At 41.8% G+C, this 17,027-nt stretch carries 13 protein-coding genes and 1 rRNA gene; 10 read left to right on the top strand and 4 right to left on the bottom strand.

Annotated elements, in window-relative coordinates; all coding sequences use genetic code 11:
- From rrf to aceK, 5 genes are all read left to right on the top strand, one after another.
- Positions 1-89, top strand: a 5S ribosomal RNA gene (gene rrf / locus Xentx_RS13890); the annotation flags it as partial.
- 219 nt (positions 90-308) lie between these two features.
- Entirely contained in the window at positions 309-1,238 is a 930-nt protein-coding gene (gene metA, locus Xentx_RS13885; protein WP_074020823.1) for a homoserine O-acetyltransferase MetA, read from the top strand.
- A 311-nt stretch (positions 1,239-1,549) separates the two neighbouring features.
- The gene (aceB, locus tag Xentx_RS13880; protein WP_208607586.1) at positions 1,550-3,145 is read left to right on the top strand and encodes a malate synthase A; all 1,596 of its coding nucleotides are present in this window, start codon (positions 1,550-1,552) and stop codon (positions 3,143-3,145) included.
- A 57-nt stretch (positions 3,146-3,202) separates the two neighbouring features.
- Entirely contained in the window at positions 3,203-4,510 is a 1,308-nt protein-coding gene (aceA, locus tag Xentx_RS13875; RefSeq protein WP_074020821.1) for an isocitrate lyase, read from the top strand.
- 85 nt (positions 4,511-4,595) lie between these two features.
- Positions 4,596-6,356 (top strand): bifunctional isocitrate dehydrogenase kinase/phosphatase, encoded by a 1,761-nt coding sequence (gene aceK, locus Xentx_RS13870; protein WP_074020820.1) that lies wholly within the window; start codon positions 4,596-4,598, stop codon positions 6,354-6,356.
- A 176-nt stretch (positions 6,357-6,532) separates the two neighbouring features.
- On the opposite strand, the gene iclR is transcribed toward aceK, so the two are convergent.
- Together iclR and lysC are read right to left on the bottom strand one after the other, a co-directional pair.
- Positions 6,533-7,363 (bottom strand): glyoxylate bypass operon transcriptional repressor IclR, encoded by an 831-nt coding sequence (gene iclR, locus Xentx_RS13865; protein WP_074020819.1) that lies wholly within the window; start codon positions 7,361-7,363, stop codon positions 6,533-6,535.
- Positions 7,364-7,570: 207 nt separating this feature from the next.
- A complete protein-coding gene (gene lysC, locus Xentx_RS13860; RefSeq protein WP_074020818.1) occupies positions 7,571-8,944 on the bottom strand; it encodes a lysine-sensitive aspartokinase 3 in 1,374 nt (457 codons plus the stop codon).
- Positions 8,945-9,221: 277 nt separating this feature from the next.
- Between lysC and pgi the strand changes: the two genes are divergently transcribed.
- The 3 genes from pgi (at position 9,222) to ubiA (ending at position 12,461) form a co-directional block, all read left to right on the top strand.
- Positions 9,222-10,868, top strand: a complete 1,647-nt coding sequence (pgi, locus tag Xentx_RS13855) for a glucose-6-phosphate isomerase (RefSeq protein WP_074020817.1) — start codon at positions 9,222-9,224, stop codon at positions 10,866-10,868.
- Positions 10,869-11,046: 178 nt separating this feature from the next.
- Positions 11,047-11,559 (top strand): chorismate lyase, encoded by a 513-nt coding sequence (gene ubiC / locus Xentx_RS13850; protein WP_208607587.1) that lies wholly within the window; start codon positions 11,047-11,049, stop codon positions 11,557-11,559.
- A gap of 47 nt (positions 11,560-11,606) precedes the next feature.
- Entirely contained in the window at positions 11,607-12,461 is an 855-nt protein-coding gene (ubiA, locus tag Xentx_RS13845; protein WP_074020815.1) for a 4-hydroxybenzoate octaprenyltransferase, read from the top strand.
- 73 nt (positions 12,462-12,534) lie between these two features.
- On the opposite strand, the gene plsB is transcribed toward ubiA, so the two are convergent.
- The gene (gene plsB, locus Xentx_RS13840; RefSeq protein ID WP_074020814.1) at positions 12,535-15,003 is read right to left on the bottom strand and encodes a glycerol-3-phosphate 1-O-acyltransferase PlsB; all 2,469 of its coding nucleotides are present in this window, start codon (positions 15,001-15,003) and stop codon (positions 12,535-12,537) included.
- Positions 15,004-15,140: 137 nt separating this feature from the next.
- On the opposite strand from plsB, the gene Xentx_RS13835 reads away from it, so the two are divergent.
- A complete protein-coding gene (locus Xentx_RS13835) occupies positions 15,141-15,512 on the top strand; it encodes a diacylglycerol kinase (RefSeq protein WP_074020813.1) in 372 nt (123 codons plus the stop codon).
- A 118-nt stretch (positions 15,513-15,630) separates the two neighbouring features.
- Complete coding sequence (lexA, locus tag Xentx_RS13830; RefSeq protein WP_074020812.1) at positions 15,631-16,248, top strand: transcriptional repressor LexA; 618 nt, start codon at positions 15,631-15,633, stop codon at positions 16,246-16,248.
- A 148-nt stretch (positions 16,249-16,396) separates the two neighbouring features.
- Here the strand turns inward: lexA and zur are convergent, their stop codons facing one another.
- Positions 16,397-16,909 carry a zinc uptake transcriptional repressor Zur gene (gene zur / locus Xentx_RS13825; protein ID WP_074020811.1) on the bottom strand — a complete coding sequence of 171 codons (513 nt, stop codon included), beginning with the start codon at positions 16,907-16,909 and terminating at the stop codon, positions 16,397-16,399.
- Between the last annotated feature and the right edge of the window lie 118 nt (positions 16,910-17,027).

Raw genomic sequence — 17,027 nt, 5'->3', positions numbered from 1 at the left:
CCTGACCCCATGCCGAACTCAGCAGTGAAACGCCGTAGCGCCGATGGTAGTGTGGGGTCTCCCCATGTGAGAGTAGGGAACTGCCAGACATTCAATCAGCCAGAGAAGCCATCCTTTACGGATGGCTTTTTTGCGTTTGACGATATCACCTTAATTTTTTCTTCCTTATTCTGATTATCATTTTCTATATAATAAAATGAAATAATTTCAATTTGAGTACAATAACTCGACATTTACCTTCCGTTTGGGTTAGATTTGGCTATCTAGAAGTCTAAATTTATAAATTATAATAGTCGAGGTTTCAAGCAATGCCAATTCGTGTACCAGATGAATTACCTGCGGTGAATACTCTTCGCAATGAAAACATTTTTGTCATGACGTCTACACGGGCCAGTATTCAGGATATTCGTCCATTGAAGGTATTGCTACTTAACCTAATGCCAAAGAAGATAGAAACAGAAAACCAGTTTATTCGGTTATTATCTAACACACCACTTCAAATCGATATTCAATTGCTACGTATTGATAGCCGCCAATGTAAAAATACACCTGCTGAACATTTAGATACCTTTTATTGTGATTTTGATTCAATAAAAGATCAAAATTTCGATGGATTGCTTGTCACAGGCGCCCCTTTAGGGCTCGTTGAATTTGAAGATGTATTTTATTGGAGTGAAGTTGAAAAAGTAGTGAACTGGGCAAAAGAACATGTTACATCGACACTTTTTGTCTGTTGGGCGGTTCAAGCTGCGTTAAAAGTGCTTTATCACCTTCCTAAATATACACGGAAAACTAAACTATCTGGTGTTTATCTCCATTCAACTTTAGATCCTTTAGCATTATTAACCCGTGGATTTGACGAGACATTTTTTGCCCCTCACTCACGTTTTGCTGATTTTCCTGAATCTCTAATTCGTGAACATACGGATTTAGGTATTTTAGCTAGTTCAAAAGAAGCTGGGGCCTATTTATTTGCCAGCAAAGATAAAAGGCTAGTATTTGTGACAGGACATCCTGAGTATGATGCAGGTACATTAGCCGCGGAATACTGGCGTGATCGTGCTGCTGATCTGGAACCAGAATTGCCTGTTAATTATTTTCCAAATAACGATCCTGCAAATAAACCTGTTGCGTCTTGGCGTAGTCATGGTCATCTACTATTTTCAAATTGGCTGAATTATTATGTTTACCAGATTACGCCATATGATCTTGCGTTTATGAACCCCACCTTAGATTAAATCCAATTTAAGTTTTAGATAAAAATGAGAAATTGATGAAGCGATCCACTTCTCATTTTTTTAATTTTCTTTCTATTGTTTTCGTTCAATAGTCATCCGTTATTTTTCATGTATAACAAAAACTTAACATTACTGAGTTCAATTTTTTGGAATCTACTTCCCTGATTATTTCATCTTTAATATTCATTAAATTATTGATTTATTTATATTAATTTTAATTATTAAAAATAATGGAAACTGTTTTTGATTTATTTTTTTAATTGATTAATCTTAAGTAGATGAGTGTTTAAAAGTGAAGAAGTGGGGAGATTATGCAGCAGGCATTAGCAACAAAATTAACCTTTATTAAACCTTTTGGAGAGGCAGAGAAACAGGTGTTATCACCTGAATCTATTCGCTTTTTAGAGGATTTAATTATCGAATTTTCTGACAGACGTACAAAATTATTGGATGAACGTATACATTGGCAGGAAAAAATAGATAACGGTTCATTACCTGATTTTATTTCGGAAACAGCTTCCATTAGAAATGGAGATTGGAAAATTCAGGGAATACCGGATGATCTCAAAGATCGTCGGGTTGAAATAACGGGACCTGTAGAACGTAAGATGGTCATCAATGCCTTAAATGCAAATGTAAAAGTATTTATGGCAGATTTTGAGGATTCATTAGCGCCTGAATGGGATAAGGTTATCAATGGACAAATTAACTTACGGGATGCCGTCAATGGGACGATCTCATATACCAATGAGCAGGGTAAGCGTTATGAGTTGAAAGCAGACCCCGCAGTATTGATTGCCCGGGTTAGAGGGTTGCACTTGTCAGAAAAACATATCCTCTACAAGAACGAACCGATTTCTGGCGGACTGTTTGATTTTGCTCTCTATTTCTACTTGAATCATAAGAAATTACTGCAAAAAGGCAGTGGTCCTTATTTTTATCTACCCAAAATACAAAGCTACCATGAAGCACAATGGTGGAGTGATGTTTTCAGTTTTGCCGAATCACGTTTCAATTTGCCAACAGGTACAATTAAGGCAACGGTTTTGATTGAAACCTTACCCGCCGTATTCCAGATGGATGAAATTCTGTATCAATTACGTCATCACATCGTTGGCCTGAATTGTGGACGCTGGGATTATATTTTCAGTTATATCAAGACACTGAAAAATCATGCTGACCGCGTTTTGCCGGATCGTCAATCCGTTACGATGACACAGCCTTTCTTGAGTGCCTACTCTCGCTTGCTGATTAAAACCTGTCATAAACGTGGCGCATTTGCAATGGGAGGAATGTCGGCATTTATTCCGAGTAAAGATCCTGTGCAAAATCAGCAAGTTTTGGACAAAGTCAGAGCAGATAAAGCGCTGGAAGCCAATAATGGCCATGATGGTACATGGGTTGCGCATCCAGGGCTTGCGGATATTGTCATGGAAATCTTTGACGCAAAACTGGGAGAGCGTCAAAACCAATTAACAGTTTTGCGCGAAGAAGATGATGCGACTACGGCTGAACAATTGCTTGCGCCTTGTGTGGGAGAAAGAACAGAAGAGGGAATGCGCGCAAATATTCGTGTTGCAGTTCAGTACATAGAGGCTTGGATTTCGGGGAATGGATGTGTGCCGATTTACGGTTTGATGGAAGATGCTGCTACGGCAGAGATTTCCCGAACTTCTATTTGGCAATGGATTCGCCATGAAAAATCATTCTCTAATGGTAAACAAGTGACAAAAGAACTGTTCAGAGAAATGTTGAAAGAAGAATTAGCTGTTATTAGACAGGAAGTTGGGGAGCAGCGCTTTAATCAAGGCCGATTTATGGAAGCTTCTGATTTGATGGAAAGAATTACCACTCAGGGCAACTTAATTGATTTCCTAACATTACCTGGTTATCAGTTATTAGACTAGCTTAAAGACAATAATGGCAAAAATATCCGATTAATTAAGAATAGGAAGTAGAACATCATGACTATGTCCCGGAAACAACAAATCGCTCAACTAGAACAAGAGTGGCAACAACCGCGTTGGAAAGGTATTACTCGTCCGTATGGTGCTGAAGATGTCGTTAAATTGCGTGGTTCGATTAATCCTGAACATACTTTAGCGCAAATGGGGGCGAAAAAGTTATGGAACTTGCTGAATGGCAACTCGAAAAAAGGCTATGTGAACGCGCTTGGGGCGCTAACTGGCGGCCAGGCACTTCAGCAAGCTAAAGCAGGTATTGAAGCGGTTTATCTTTCCGGCTGGCAAGTGGCGGCAGATGCAAATACCGCAGCCAGTATGTATCCTGATCAATCATTGTATCCCGTTGATTCTGTTCCTAATGTAATCAAGCGTATCAATAATAGCTTCCGTCGTGCAGATCAGATCCAATGGTCAAATGGTATTGAGCCAGATAGTCAAGAATATATTGACTATTTCTTGCCGATTGTCGCAGATGCTGAAGCAGGGTTTGGAGGGGTACTTAACGCATTTGAATTGATGAAAGCAATGATCGAGGCTGGTGCTGCCGCAGTGCATTTTGAAGATCAACTGGCAGCGGTGAAAAAATGTGGACACATGGGTGGCAAAGTCTTGGTTCCGACGCAAGAGGCTATTCAGAAGCTGATAGCTGCACGGTTGGCGGCTGATGTATCCGGTGTACCAACCTTGTTAATTGCGCGTACCGATGCAGATGCAGCAGATTTACTGACTTCAGATTGTGATCCTTATGACAAAGCCTTCATTACTGGCAAGCGAACCTGTGAAGGTTTCTATTGTACACGTGCTGGCATTGAACAAGCTATTAGCCGTGGATTGGCTTATGCTCCTTACGCTGATGTTGTCTGGTGCGAAACCTCTACACCGGATATTGAAGCGGCTCGTTGTTTTGCTGAAGCCATCCATGCTAAATATCCTGGCAAGTTGTTGGCCTATAACTGTTCACCTTCTTTCAACTGGAAAAAGAATCTGGATGATAAAACGATTGCCAGTTTCCAAGATCAGTTATCTGCTATGGGATATAAATTCCAGTTCATTACACTTGCGGGTATACATAGCATGTGGTTCAACATGTTTGATTTGGCCTACGATTATGCACGTGGTGAAGGAATGAAACATTATGTCGAAAAAGTTCAGGAACAAGAATTTGCTGCTCTTGAGCGTGGTTATACATTCTCCTCACATCAGCAGGAAGTGGGAACGGGATATTTTGATAAAGTGGCCACTATTATTCAGGGAGAGAGTTCTTCTATTACTGCATTAGCCGGATCGACAGAAGAACAGCAATTCTAACTTCATTATATTGATGGATATAATAAACGATTGGGGGAATTCCAAAAGGAATACCCCTTTACGTGTCAGTTAAAGGTGGCTAAATATGGAAATAGATCTCGCACATTTAATTGCACAAACCATTTTGCAGGGATTTGATGCGCAATATGGTCGGTTTCTGGAAGTCACTTCTGGGGCACAACAACGTTTTGAACAGGCTGACTGGCAGGCTGTTCAACAGGCCATGAAAAAGAGGATTAACTTGTATGATCATCATGTTGGATTGGTGGTGGAGCAATTGAAGCGCATTCATACTCCATTACAATATGATGAAGATTATATTGCCGAAGTTAAAGCGGTTTATACTTGCTTATTGCCTGACTATCCGCGTTTTGAAATTGCAGAAAGTTTTTTTAATTCAGTTTATTGTCGTTTTTTCAAACATCGTAATTTGAAACCAGAAAATCTCTATATCTTTTCTTCTCAACCCTTTTCTCGTTTTCGCCATATTTCTCGCCCATTATCACGGGATTTTTTTCCTAATGGGAATCTCGCATCCATGTTGCGAACCATTTTAAATGATTTGCCACTGCGTCTTAAATGGGAAAATTTGGACCGGGATATTGGTTATATAACGCAATATTTACAGAATACATTTCCTCAATGCGATTTATTATATTCTACATTCCAAATTGCTAATGAACTGTTTTATCGTAATAAGGCAGCCTGGTTGGTAGGAAAAATCAGGATGGGGACGATGGTTTATCCCTTTTTGTTGCCGATTCATCACAATGAATCGGGAGGAATTTTTGTCGATACCTGTCTGACCAGCTACGATGATGCCAGTATTGTTTTTGGTTTTGCCCGCTCCTATTTTATGGTTTACGCACCTTTACCCGCAGCTTTAGTTGAGTGGTTGCGTGAAATTCTTCCGACGAAATCCACGGCGGAGCTATACATGGCGATAGGCTGTCAAAAGCACGGTAAAACAGAATATTATCGTGAATATCTGACATTTATTAATTCCACTCAGGAACAGTTTACGATTGCGCCCGGTGTGAAGGGCATGGTAATGCTGGTTTTCACTTTCCCTTCATTTGATCGTGTATTTAAAGTGATTAAAGACAAATTTGCGCCACAGAAAGAGGTTTCTCAAGAGCGTGTTCAGGAGTGCTACCGTCTGGTAAAAGAGCATGATCGTGTTGGAAGAATGGCAGATACTCAGGAATTCGAAAACTTTGTGATTGATAAACGCCATATTAGCCCTGAGTTAATGGAAGAATTGCAAAAAGAGATACCAGAAAAGTTAGAAGATTTGGGAGATAAAATCTTAATAAAGCATCTTTATATGGAGCGTAAAATGATGCCATTAAATATTTATATGGAACAGATCAATGAGGCACAATTGAAGGATGTGATTGAGGAATACGGAAATGCCATTAAACAATTGGCTGCTGCAAATATTTTTCCTGGTGATATGTTGTTTAAAAACTTTGGTGTGACACGCCACGGAAGAGTGATTTTCTACGATTATGATGAAATTTGTTACATGACCGAAGTGAACTTTCGGGATATTCCTCCGCCACGTTATCCAGAAGATGAGTTGGCTAGTGAACCTTGGTACAGTGTTGCTGTTAACGATGTTTTTCCCGAAGAATTTCGACATTTTTTATGTACTGACAAATGTATCCAGTATTATTTTGAAGAAAGTCACAGTGATCTATTTAAAGCTGATTATTGGCGAGCATTGCAAGAGCGTATTAAGAACGGACATATAGAGGATGTTTTTGCTTATCGTCGTAGACAACGATTCGGCCAGCGTGCTGAAATGAACCACATAAGAAATATAAGCATTGATGGAGATTGAATTTATTTTAATAGACATTGTGCAATTCCGGCATTCCATTAGCTTGTGGATCTTGATAACGGGCAACGACAACACGGTCACGATTTAGCTTGCTTTTTCTTTATTTTGCAGCCCACTGGTCATAGGCCCAGCGGGAACAAAACAAATCAGCTTTTTAGCCAATATATTAGCAAAAATTACTTAATCCCACCGTATTCTCGGCTAATTGCTTTTGCTGCCCGCATAACAAGAGCACCAAGTTCGGTTACTCGATCATTAGAGATACGTGATACTGGGCCGGAGATGGAAATAGCGGCAAAGGCTTCATGATGCTCATCATAGATACAGGCAGCAATACAGCGTAATCCTAACGCATGTTCTTCATCATCAAATGAAAAACCTTGCTTACGGATCTGTTCGAGATTTTCTGTTAATGCTGCGGCGGTGGTATAGGTATGTTGGGTATAAGCGTGCATCCCTTTTTTATGCAGCAATTGGAGGCGTTTTTGCTCAGATAGAGTAGATAATAGGGCTTTTCCAGCGCCGGAAGCGTGCATAGGTAGATTGCCACCAATGGGAGCGGACATTCTCATCAGCGCATTACACTGCACTTGATCGACAATTACGGCTTCATATTCATCAATATTAAGGATGGCAAGGTTGACGGTTTCACCGGAATCTTCCATTAACTGACGCAATATCGGGTGAACCAGCACCATCAGATTACGGCTCTGTAAGAAACTACTGCCAACGACAAAAGCATGGGAAGCGATCACCCATAACCCTAAATCACCTATTTGGCGAACAAAACCATGTTGCTGCAAGGTGGTCAAAAGACGGTGGGTAGTGGAATTGGGCAGACCGGCTTGTATCGCCAGATCAGTCAGGGTAACACCAATAGGTGAATCGGAAATATATTCCAAAAGTGTTAGCCCTCGGCTTAACGATTGAACCTGACCGCTTGCAGCGGCACTGTTTGTCATCATCTTAGTTTTTTTTGTGCGTTTGCTAACAACGGCTGTGCTCATAAGATTCCCTCTGAATAATCGTCTGCTTGCAGCAACGATAGCTGCGATGGACATAAAATGGAATTTATTTTCGTTTTCTTATTATGGATGATAAAGAGGGGGAAAACACATCCGATGTGTTGTAGTTTACTTAACTATTCTCTTTGCAAGATCAAGAAAACCCGCTTTTTATGCGGGTTTTCTGGCACTATGTTTGACTTTATTTTGTTATTCTTCGAACAAACTCTGATGCAATGTCTGAATGACCTGTTCCGCATCGTTACCAGGAACGAGCAGACAAACATTATGGCTGCTTGCACCACAGCTAATCATCCGAATATTAAATGGTTCCAACACGCCAAAAATCCCTTTTCCCAATCCTTTTGCCCGCGAAAGTTCATTACCGATAATCGCCACCAAAGCCATATCTTCTTCGACTTCCACACGGCACAATTTAGAAAGTTCAGTTAGTAGCGCATTGGTCAGCAGGTTGCCATTAGTGCTGGTGGAACCTTTGGTATCCAGCGTTAGGGCGATACTTACTTCTGATGTGGTAATTAAATCCACCGAAATATTGTGGCGTGACAGTAGGGTAAAAACTTCTGCCAGAAATCCCCTGGCATGTAGCATTTTCAGACTATGTAATGTTAGTAAAGTTTGTTTGCGGCGCAAGGCCAATGCACGAAACAGTGGGGGATTTCCTGTCTTATCACAGACTACTGTACCGCCTGCCTGTGGTTCTTTGCTGGAGCCGACAAATACCGGAATGCCACAGCGAACTGCCGGTAGTAATGTGGCAGGATGGAGGATTTTGGCTCCAAAAGTTGCCATTTCTGCTGCTTCATCAAAAGCAATTTTGTTGATGCGTTTAGCTGTAGGAACAATACGGGGATCAGTAGTGTAAATGCCTGGAACATCTGTCCAGATATCAACACGCTGTAAACCCAGCGCTTCACCCAGTAAGGCTGCGGTATAATCACTGCCACCTCGCCCCAGCGTGGTTGTACGACCTTTTTCTTCTCTGCCAATAAACCCCTGAGTGATGACGATTGTATCTTTCAGGCGAGGATGAAGGTGTTCCATTGCCAAAGTATGGAGCTGGAGTATATCCGGCTCTGCCTGCCCAAAGTTATCATTGGTTCGCATGATCCGACGGATATCAAACCATTCGGCATCCGTATTGCGTTGACGTAGCAACTCTACAAACAATAAGGTGGACATGACTTCACCGTGGCTAACTAATTCATCTATCAATGCTTCTGAAGTAGCGAGCGATGCTGCTTCTGACAGCATCTCAATATTTTCCAGTAAACGATCAATTTCCTCACGGATCACATCCGTTTCACTCAATCGGTCAATAATGGTGTATTGAATGTCACGGATCTGTTTCAGATAGCTCTCCCGTTTATCGCTATCGCAGCCAGTCGCCAATGCAACCAGCAAATTAGTTACGCCAGCAGAAGCTGACAGAACAACCACACGGACATTTGTGTCCGCCAAAATAATGTCGGCGCAATTATTCATGGCATCAAAATCTGCCACACTAGTACCACCAAATTTTGCTACCACATACTGCGAGTTAGGAGATGAAACAGCACACATGGATGATAACCTTTTGTTCGGAGAATAGTTCAGAGAATAGGCTTTTAGAAATATCGGGTTAGGTGCACGGAGTCAATGTTTGACGATGAAACATAAATAATTTTCATGATGGAAATGAAATTATCGTTTTTGCCTATCTCAACAATTAGGGCTGGAAATTATGGGCTATTTTGACCAATATCAGTAATTACAAGGAAAGGGAGATAAATCACAGCATTAAACCGTTACAATCTGTGAATTCCTATTATTTATTGACAGTTGATAGAGAGCATTATTCATGAAAAACATCAACCCTAGCCAGACAGAAGCCTGGAAAGCATTGCAGCAGCATTTTGAACAAATGAAAAATGCGCATTTGCGGGATCTGTTCGAACAGGATAAAGAACGGTTTACAGCATTTTCTGCGACATTTGATCAGCAGATTCTGGTGGATTACTCCAAAAACCGCATTACCGCGGAAACACTAGAGAAATTACAAACATTGGCGCAAGAAACTGATTTAGCCAGTGCAATTCGCAGTATGTTCTCTGGTGAGAAAATTAATCGTACTGAAGATCGTGCGGTGCTGCATATTGCCCTACGTAACCGTAGTAATACCCCGATTATGGTGGATGGGGAAGATGTGATGCCGCAAGTCAATGCGGTGTTGGCGAAAATGAAATCATTCAGTGAACGCATCATCGGTGGTGAGTGGAAAGGCTATACAGGCAAAGCCATTACAGATGTCGTCAATATTGGCATTGGTGGCTCTGATCTTGGCCCTTATATGGTGACTGAGGTACTGAAAGCGTATAAGAATCACCTGAATATGCATTTTGTTTCCAATGTTGATGGAACCCACATTGCTGAAACGCTAAAGCACTTAGATCCAGAAACTACCTTGTTCTTGGTTGCTTCTAAGACGTTTACTACGCAAGAAACGATGACCAATGCGCATTCTGCCCGTCATTGGTTCCTGCAAAGAGCTATTGATGAAGCGCATATCGCGAAACATTTTGCGGCATTATCTACCAATGAACATGAAGTGAAAAAATTCGGTATTGATCCCCAAAACATGTTTGAGTTTTGGGATTGGGTAGGGGGACGTTATTCGCTTTGGTCTGCAATTGGCTTATCTATTGCGCTTTCTATTGGTTATGAAAATTTCGCACAGTTGCTAAGTGGCGCTCATGCAATGGATAAACACTTTGAGCAAACCGCCTTCGAACAGAACATTCCTGTTTTGTTGGCACTGATCGGCATTTGGTACAACAATTTCTTTGGTGCGGAAACTGAAGCGATTCTGCCCTATGATCAATACCTGCACCGTTTTGCTGCCTACTTCCAACAAGGCAACATGGAATCAAATGGTAAGTACGTCGATCGTGATGGCAATCCGGTAAATTACCAGACAGGGCCGATTATCTGGGGTGAACCTGGCACCAATGGTCAACATGCGTTCTACCAGCTTATCCATCAGGGAACTAAATTGATCCCGTGTGATTTTATTGCACCAGCAATGAGCCATAACCCAGTTAGTGATCACCATAGCAAACTGCTCTCCAACTTCTTTGCACAAACGGAAGCATTGGCATTTGGTAAAACACAGGCTCAGGTGGAAGCTGAATTTGTGCAAGCAGGAAAAAATGCTGAAGACGTGGCGAATGTTGTGCCATTCAAAGTGTTTGAAGGTAATCGCCCGACCAACTCTATTTTATTACGTGAAATTACTCCATTCAGTTTGGGAGCATTGATTGCTATGTATGAACATAAAATCTTTGTTCAAGGCGCTATTTTGAATATCTTCTCATTTGATCAATGGGGCGTAGAATTGGGCAAACAATTGGCGAACCGTATTCTGCCTGAACTGCAAGGTGCAGAAGCTGTAACTAGCCATGACAGCTCTACAAATGGCTTGATTAACCAATTCAAAGAGTGGCGTTAATCTGAACCTCCATATTATTTAATCTTTTCTCACCTTAATAACTATTGTTATTAAGGTGAGTTTTTTTGTGATTTACATAATTTGTTATCAACTTTTAATTTTATTGGTCTGCAACATGATATCCTCACTCCCCATTCGTTGTGCTGTCGGGGAAATTGATATTCCCCGCAATGGGAAAATAATAATGGCAGATGACACAATATTAAATCTAACCCCCATCCACTGGTTATCATCAAATGAGACTGACCTTCTGCCTGGATCTGTTTTAGATTGGCTGATGGAAGTAGGCTCAATGACACGTCGCTTTGAACAACATTGTCAGCATGTATCGGTTGCTCCCTTAAGGGAAGACTTTATCGCTCTGAAAGAGTTAAATGATGAAAGTGAGCACTTACCTGTAAATGAAAAATATTGGTTACGTGAAATTGTCTTGTATGGGGATAACATCCCGTGGCTTTTGGGACGCACAGTTATTCCTGAGGAAACACTCACTGGCCCAGATAAAAAATTGGTTGATGTAGGAACTGTTCCACTTGGACGTTATCTTTTTAGTGGTAATAATTTAACGCGAGATTATATTCAAATAGGCCGACAGGGGGGGCGTTGGGCACGTCGTTCTTTATTGAAGCTGTCGGGCAAGCCATTACTACTCACAGAGGTTTTTTTACCGAATTCACCTGTATATAAATAGAATTAAGATCAACAGAACTAAAGGGGAGAAATAGATTGAAGGTCAGTATGACGCGGAATAAATGGCGTGCTTATTGCCGTTTAATGCGTATCGATAAACCCATTGGCACATTATTACTATTATGGCCAACATATTGGGCATTGTGGATCGCCGCAAAAGGTATGCCAGATTTGCACATAGGGTTAGTGTTTACTTTCGGTGTATTTTTCATGCGTGCGGCGGGATGTTGCATTAATGATTTCGCAGACAGAAAATTTGATGGGTATGTAGAACGGACAAAATCTCGTCCTCTTCCCAGTGGTGATATCACCGAAAAAGAAAGCAAAATCTTGTTTGCCACACTGATACTCATTTCTTTTGCGTTGGTTCTGACACTGAATAAAATGACAATTGCATTGTCGTTTGTTGGTCTGGCACTGGCATGGGTTTACCCTTTTGTCAAGCGCATCAGTCACTTACCACAAGTTGTATTAGGTGCTGCTTACGGTTGGTCAATTCCTATGGCGTTTGCCTCAGTAAGTGAATCCTTACCATTAGAATGCTGGCTATTATTTTTTGCCAATATTATTTGGTCTGTAATTTATGATACGCAGTATGCAATGGTTGATCGTGATGATGACCTGAAAATCGGAGTGAAATCGACCGCGGTGCTTTTTGGACGCTTTGATAAACTGATAATTGGCATTCTGCAATTCATCATGCTGGGCATTCTGGTCTTAGTTGGCGCGATGGTGAATCTGGGGGGAATATATTATTGGACAGTATTACTGGCAGCAGTATTATTCGTTTATCAGCAGAAATTGATCACAAATAGGGAAAGATCTGCCTGTTTTCAGGCATTTATGAACAATAACTACGTTGGTTTAGTTTTATTCCTCGGCATCTTTTTTAGCTATATCTAGTATGGCGTAGCTCTAATATAACGGGCGGTTATCCGCCCGTTAGTTTCTTGTTTCCATAACCAGCTTGGCCTTGTTATGGTTGATCTTGCGCTATCTGTACAGGTTCATTCTGTTCTGGTGGCATACTGACACTTTCAATCGTCAAGCGAATTTCAGGTGACATTAGCTCACTCAATACATGATAGAGTTCTTGAGCACTGGTTGTAATCATATCGCCGCTGTCTTGAATATAACCTTCTTCACGCAGCGTATTGACCGAGCAAGCAAAAACCGCCTTGTCGAAGAATTCCGGCGCATTGATACCATGCAAAACTGACAGACGTTGTGCCAGCATCCGACTCTCTTTTTCCAGTACACCACGGCTGATTTCAGGGGTGGCATTTAATAAAGAGAGAGTAATAGCATAACGTTGCAGTGTTTCCCTGATGCCTGCCGCCAGCAATTGCAGTGGGCGAATACGTGCAGGATTCAGCACTAGTATACCTTGCTCTTTATTGCAGATAAGGCCTTGGCGTGCCAGCTCATCAATCAAGGTATTGACGACATCGGAGAGCGTTTCCTTACTGTAACGCATGAAAAGTTCCTGCTTGATCAGCGGATAAATCAGCGCTACCTGTCTAAGCAATTCACTGCGACTAATACGGCGGTGATGCATAACAATGCTGGTAATCAAGGATGGCAGGATCAATAAATGCTGGATATTATTACGATAATAAGTCATCAATACCGCGCTTTCACGTGGCAGGATAATAATATCTCCCAGACCGTCCTTTTCGACCTCAAACTTATTCATCATAAGAGCATGATCTAGCAACTCTTCTGCTGTTTGGTTTGGCACTGTGATATCGTCAGTGTAAGGCACATTACGCAGTAATTGCAGATAGCAATCCAACTGTTCAATAAGCTGTTCACGAGTAAGTGCTCGCTGACGTGATGACAACAATGCCGTAGTGCATAAATTGATAGCATTGGCTGCGGCAGCATTATTGATATTGACCATAATATTGTCAGCCAGTTTACTGACTGTTGGAGTCAGCCATGTTGGACGCTGAAATTCTATTGGGTCAATGGAGTCACGCCACTCTGGTACATGCTGGTTCAGGTATTGTATCAACGGGATCGGTTCACCAAAATTCACGTAACCTTGTCCCAGATTTCGTAATTTGCGCAACCCGCGTACCATCTGGAAAAAGCCTTCTTTTTCCTTGGTTGCACCGCGCAGCTCTTTGGCATAAGTTGCCACTTCCATCACATGTTCATAACCAATATAGATAGGCACAATCGTGATTGGACGAGATTCCCCCCTCAGCATGGCTTGCAAGGTCATGGAGAGAGTACCCGTTTTGGGATCAAGCAAACGACCGGTACGGGAACGTCCTCCTTCGACAAAATATTCAACCGAATAACCACGGGTAAACAATTCACCAAGATATTCACGAAAGAGTGTTGAATAGAGCTTATTGCCTTTAAACGTACGGCGGATAAAGAACGCACCAAGACGACGGAATATCGGGCCGGCAGGCCAGAAATTCAGGTTAATGCCCGCAGCAATGTGTGGTGGAACCAGCCCTTGATGATAGAGCACATAAGAGAGCAGAAGATAGTCCATATGGCTGCGATGGCATGGAACATAAACCAGTTCATGGCCGTCTTGTGCCAACTGGCGAACTCGTTCAGCGTTATGAACATTGATGCCTTGATACAAACGGTTCCAGGTCCAACTTAAAACTCGATCGGTCAAGCGTACGGTTTCATAGGAGAAATCCGCAGCAATCTCTTCCAGCATATTGATGGCGTTTTGCTTGGCCTTTTCGGGAGAGATTTTCTTGCTACGAGCTTCATCAGCAATCGCTTTTTCTATTGCTTTTGATGCCAGTAACTTGTTAAACAGATCCTGTCTGGCAGGCAAACGAGGCCCGACAGCCGCAAGACGCTGGCGGGAATAGTGCATCCGAGCCACACGGGCGAGCTTATTAGCGATGATATTATCTGTACCGTGCTCGTCGGCCATACGGCGTAAAGACACCGGTGTGGAGAAACGAACAAAACTATCCCGTCCAAGCCATAAGGTCGCAAAAAACTTTTGTACGCCATTTAGTAAGCGTAATTGTGGGGTGGTATGCCCTTCTTGCCCTTCGCGTCCTGGGGAACGCCCAAACATGACGGAAACTGGCACCATCTGGATATCCAGAGCGGGATTATTATGATGCAAGTCTAGATAGGAGTGGAAAATTCTCACAGATTCATGTTTTGGTGCATAACAACGGAACACACGTGGACCGTTATCGATAAATACACAACTGGGAAGCTGTGTGTCACCAATTTCCAAAGGATTCAACGGATCAGGCAAATCTTGCGCCAGACATTGTTGACGTAGAGTCAATAAGTCTGTTTTTGAGTGATACGGCAATATATATAAAATAGGCCGAGTTGTATCAAGACGCAGCTCCGCAATAGGATCCGTAGGGATTAGTTTACTTTTTACTAATAATTTTAGTGGTAAATTCAATAACTTATAATATATTTTACGCCAACCTGACATAACTGCTTTAAGCCTCTTGTTAGCAATGCATCGCAAGGATACCAGAAACAGGTTTTGAGATCTGTGTAAATAAGACAATAATAAGAGCTAAAAGTTATATATCCATATAATCATGAAGGTCATTAAAGAAAATTTTTATGGCAAATCAATCAACAGGTTTGAGCCGTATCATTAAAGCGGCTGGATATTCGGCGAAAGGAATCAAAGCCGCATGGCAAAATGAAGCGGCATTTCGGCAGGAAGCAATTGCTGCCATACTTGCGATCATCATTGCATTTTCTTTAGATTTTCGCTTACTTGAGAGACTCCTCTTGATTGGCTCTGTTATGCTGGTGGTCATTGTTGAAATCCTCAATAGTGCCATAGAAGCAGTCGTGGATCGCATCGGTAGTGAATATCATGAATTATCAGGTCGAGCGAAAGATATGGGGTCTGCGGCTGTATTGCTCACCATACTCTTGGCGCTGTTCACTTGGGGAATGATCTTTTGGTCGTATTTTATGCTCTGAGGTAGTGCATTTTTTTCATCAATACGTTATTTAGCTGCTTTTACATGCTGACAGGTTCCCAATTCGGCTTTACCTGTATATACTCACAGTCTGACTGTATAAACAAACAGGGGGCGAAATGAAAGCATTAACTGCCAGGCAGCAGCAAGTCTATGACTTGGTGCGTGACCATATTTCGCAAACGGGTATGCCACCAACACGTGCTGAAATTGCGGCGCGTCTTGGTTTTCGTTCACCTAACGCAGCAGAAGAGCATTTAAAGGCACTTGCGCGTAAAGGGGTGATAGAGATTATCTCTGGTGCATCCAGAGGTATCCGTTTGCTGCTTGAAGAGCAAGATGAAGGGGCAGGATTGCCGCTGATCGGTCGTGTTGCTGCTGGGGAACCACTGCTGGCTCAGGAACACATCGAAAGTCACTATAAGGTTGATCCTGAATTATTCAAACCAAGCGCTGATTTTCTTTTACGTGTCAGTGGGATGTCCATGAAAGACATTGGGATTATGGACGGAGATTTACTGGCTGTGCATAAAACCCAGGATGTTCATAATGGGCAAGTCATTGTGGCACGGATTGAAGATGAAGTCACAGTAAAACGCTTCAAACAAACAGGAAACAAAATTGAACTGATTGCTGAGAATCCGGAATTTAAACCCATTGTTGTTGATTTGAGCGAACAGAATTTCACTATTGAAGGATTGGCCGTCGGCGTTATTCGTAGCGGAGACTGGTTCTGATTGTAAAGGCGGATAATTGCAGCTTGCCATTCTGGGGCGGTCATTTTTCCCAGAACCCGTTAAACTTAAGTTTAGCGGGAACTTGAAAATATATGATTATATCAGTTATGACCGCCTCATTACTCAATTTGGCCTTAAGCGTTTTTTCTTATTTCTTTTTATTTTCTTCAACCGAATGATTGTGCTGGCATGTATTACGCTGTGTGCAGGATTCAATCTCATGGCAGGAAGAACACATACCATGAACTTCTATCACACTATTTCGTAAGTGAAATCCCGTACCCTGAGCTAACTGTTGAATAGCTGATTCAATATCCTTTGCATCTTTTTCGGTTACTGAACCACAAAATTCACAGATAAACATTGCCGAAGTATGACAGGGCTCTTCAAAATGATGACACAGAACATAGCTGTTTGTGGATTCAATTTTGTGAATAAAACCTTGTTCCAGCAAAAACTCCAATCCACGATAAACCGTTGGAGGCTTGGCTTGTGGCTCGACTTCACGCAATAAATCCAGCAAATCATAAGCGCTTATCGCGCTAGGCTGTTCAGTGATTAAACGAAGAATTTCAAGGCGTTGAGGTGTCAAACGAACCCCTCTTGACAGGCAGATTGCTTCAGCCTGTGCCAATAAATTTTTTTGATTGATAGTTTTCATTACACCTCTCACACCTACACGATGCTAACAACTTTAATATTATCATGTTTTTTAACTTGAGAGTGGGATCGATATGATGTTCAGTTCTCTTCTGATATGTAATATACCTGTGAAGAAG

The organism is Xenorhabdus thuongxuanensis (assembly GCF_001908095.1).
GTDB lineage: Bacteria > Pseudomonadota > Gammaproteobacteria > Enterobacterales > Enterobacteriaceae > Xenorhabdus > Xenorhabdus thuongxuanensis.
The sequence above is the reverse complement of the archived record's forward strand: the minus strand, read 5'-3'. Positions and strand labels throughout refer to the sequence as shown.

Coding starts and splice junctions, on each gene's coding strand:
- plsB (WP_074020814.1), bottom strand. CDS start 15,003: ATGTCAGGTTGGCGTAAAATATATTATAAGTTATTGAATTTACCACTA.
- lexA (WP_074020812.1), top strand. CDS start 15,631: ATGAAAGCATTAACTGCCAGGCAGCAGCAAGTCTATGACTTGGTGCGT.
- zur (WP_074020811.1), bottom strand. CDS start 16,909: ATGAAAACTATCAATCAAAAAAATTTATTGGCACAGGCTGAAGCAATC.
- Xentx_RS13835 (WP_074020813.1), top strand. CDS start 15,141: ATGGCAAATCAATCAACAGGTTTGAGCCGTATCATTAAAGCGGCTGGA.
- lysC (WP_074020818.1), bottom strand. CDS start 8,944: ATGTGTGCTGTTTCATCTCCTAACTCGCAGTATGTGGTAGCAAAATTT.
- ubiA (WP_074020815.1), top strand. CDS start 11,607: ATGACGCGGAATAAATGGCGTGCTTATTGCCGTTTAATGCGTATCGAT.
- iclR (WP_074020819.1), bottom strand. CDS start 7,363: ATGAGCACAGCCGTTGTTAGCAAACGCACAAAAAAAACTAAGATGATG.
- aceB (WP_208607586.1), top strand. CDS start 1,550: ATGCAGCAGGCATTAGCAACAAAATTAACCTTTATTAAACCTTTTGGA.
- aceK (WP_074020820.1), top strand. CDS start 4,596: ATGGAAATAGATCTCGCACATTTAATTGCACAAACCATTTTGCAGGGA.
- aceA (WP_074020821.1), top strand. CDS start 3,203: ATGACTATGTCCCGGAAACAACAAATCGCTCAACTAGAACAAGAGTGG.
- pgi (WP_074020817.1), top strand. CDS start 9,222: ATGAAAAACATCAACCCTAGCCAGACAGAAGCCTGGAAAGCATTGCAG.
- metA (WP_074020823.1), top strand. CDS start 309: ATGCCAATTCGTGTACCAGATGAATTACCTGCGGTGAATACTCTTCGC.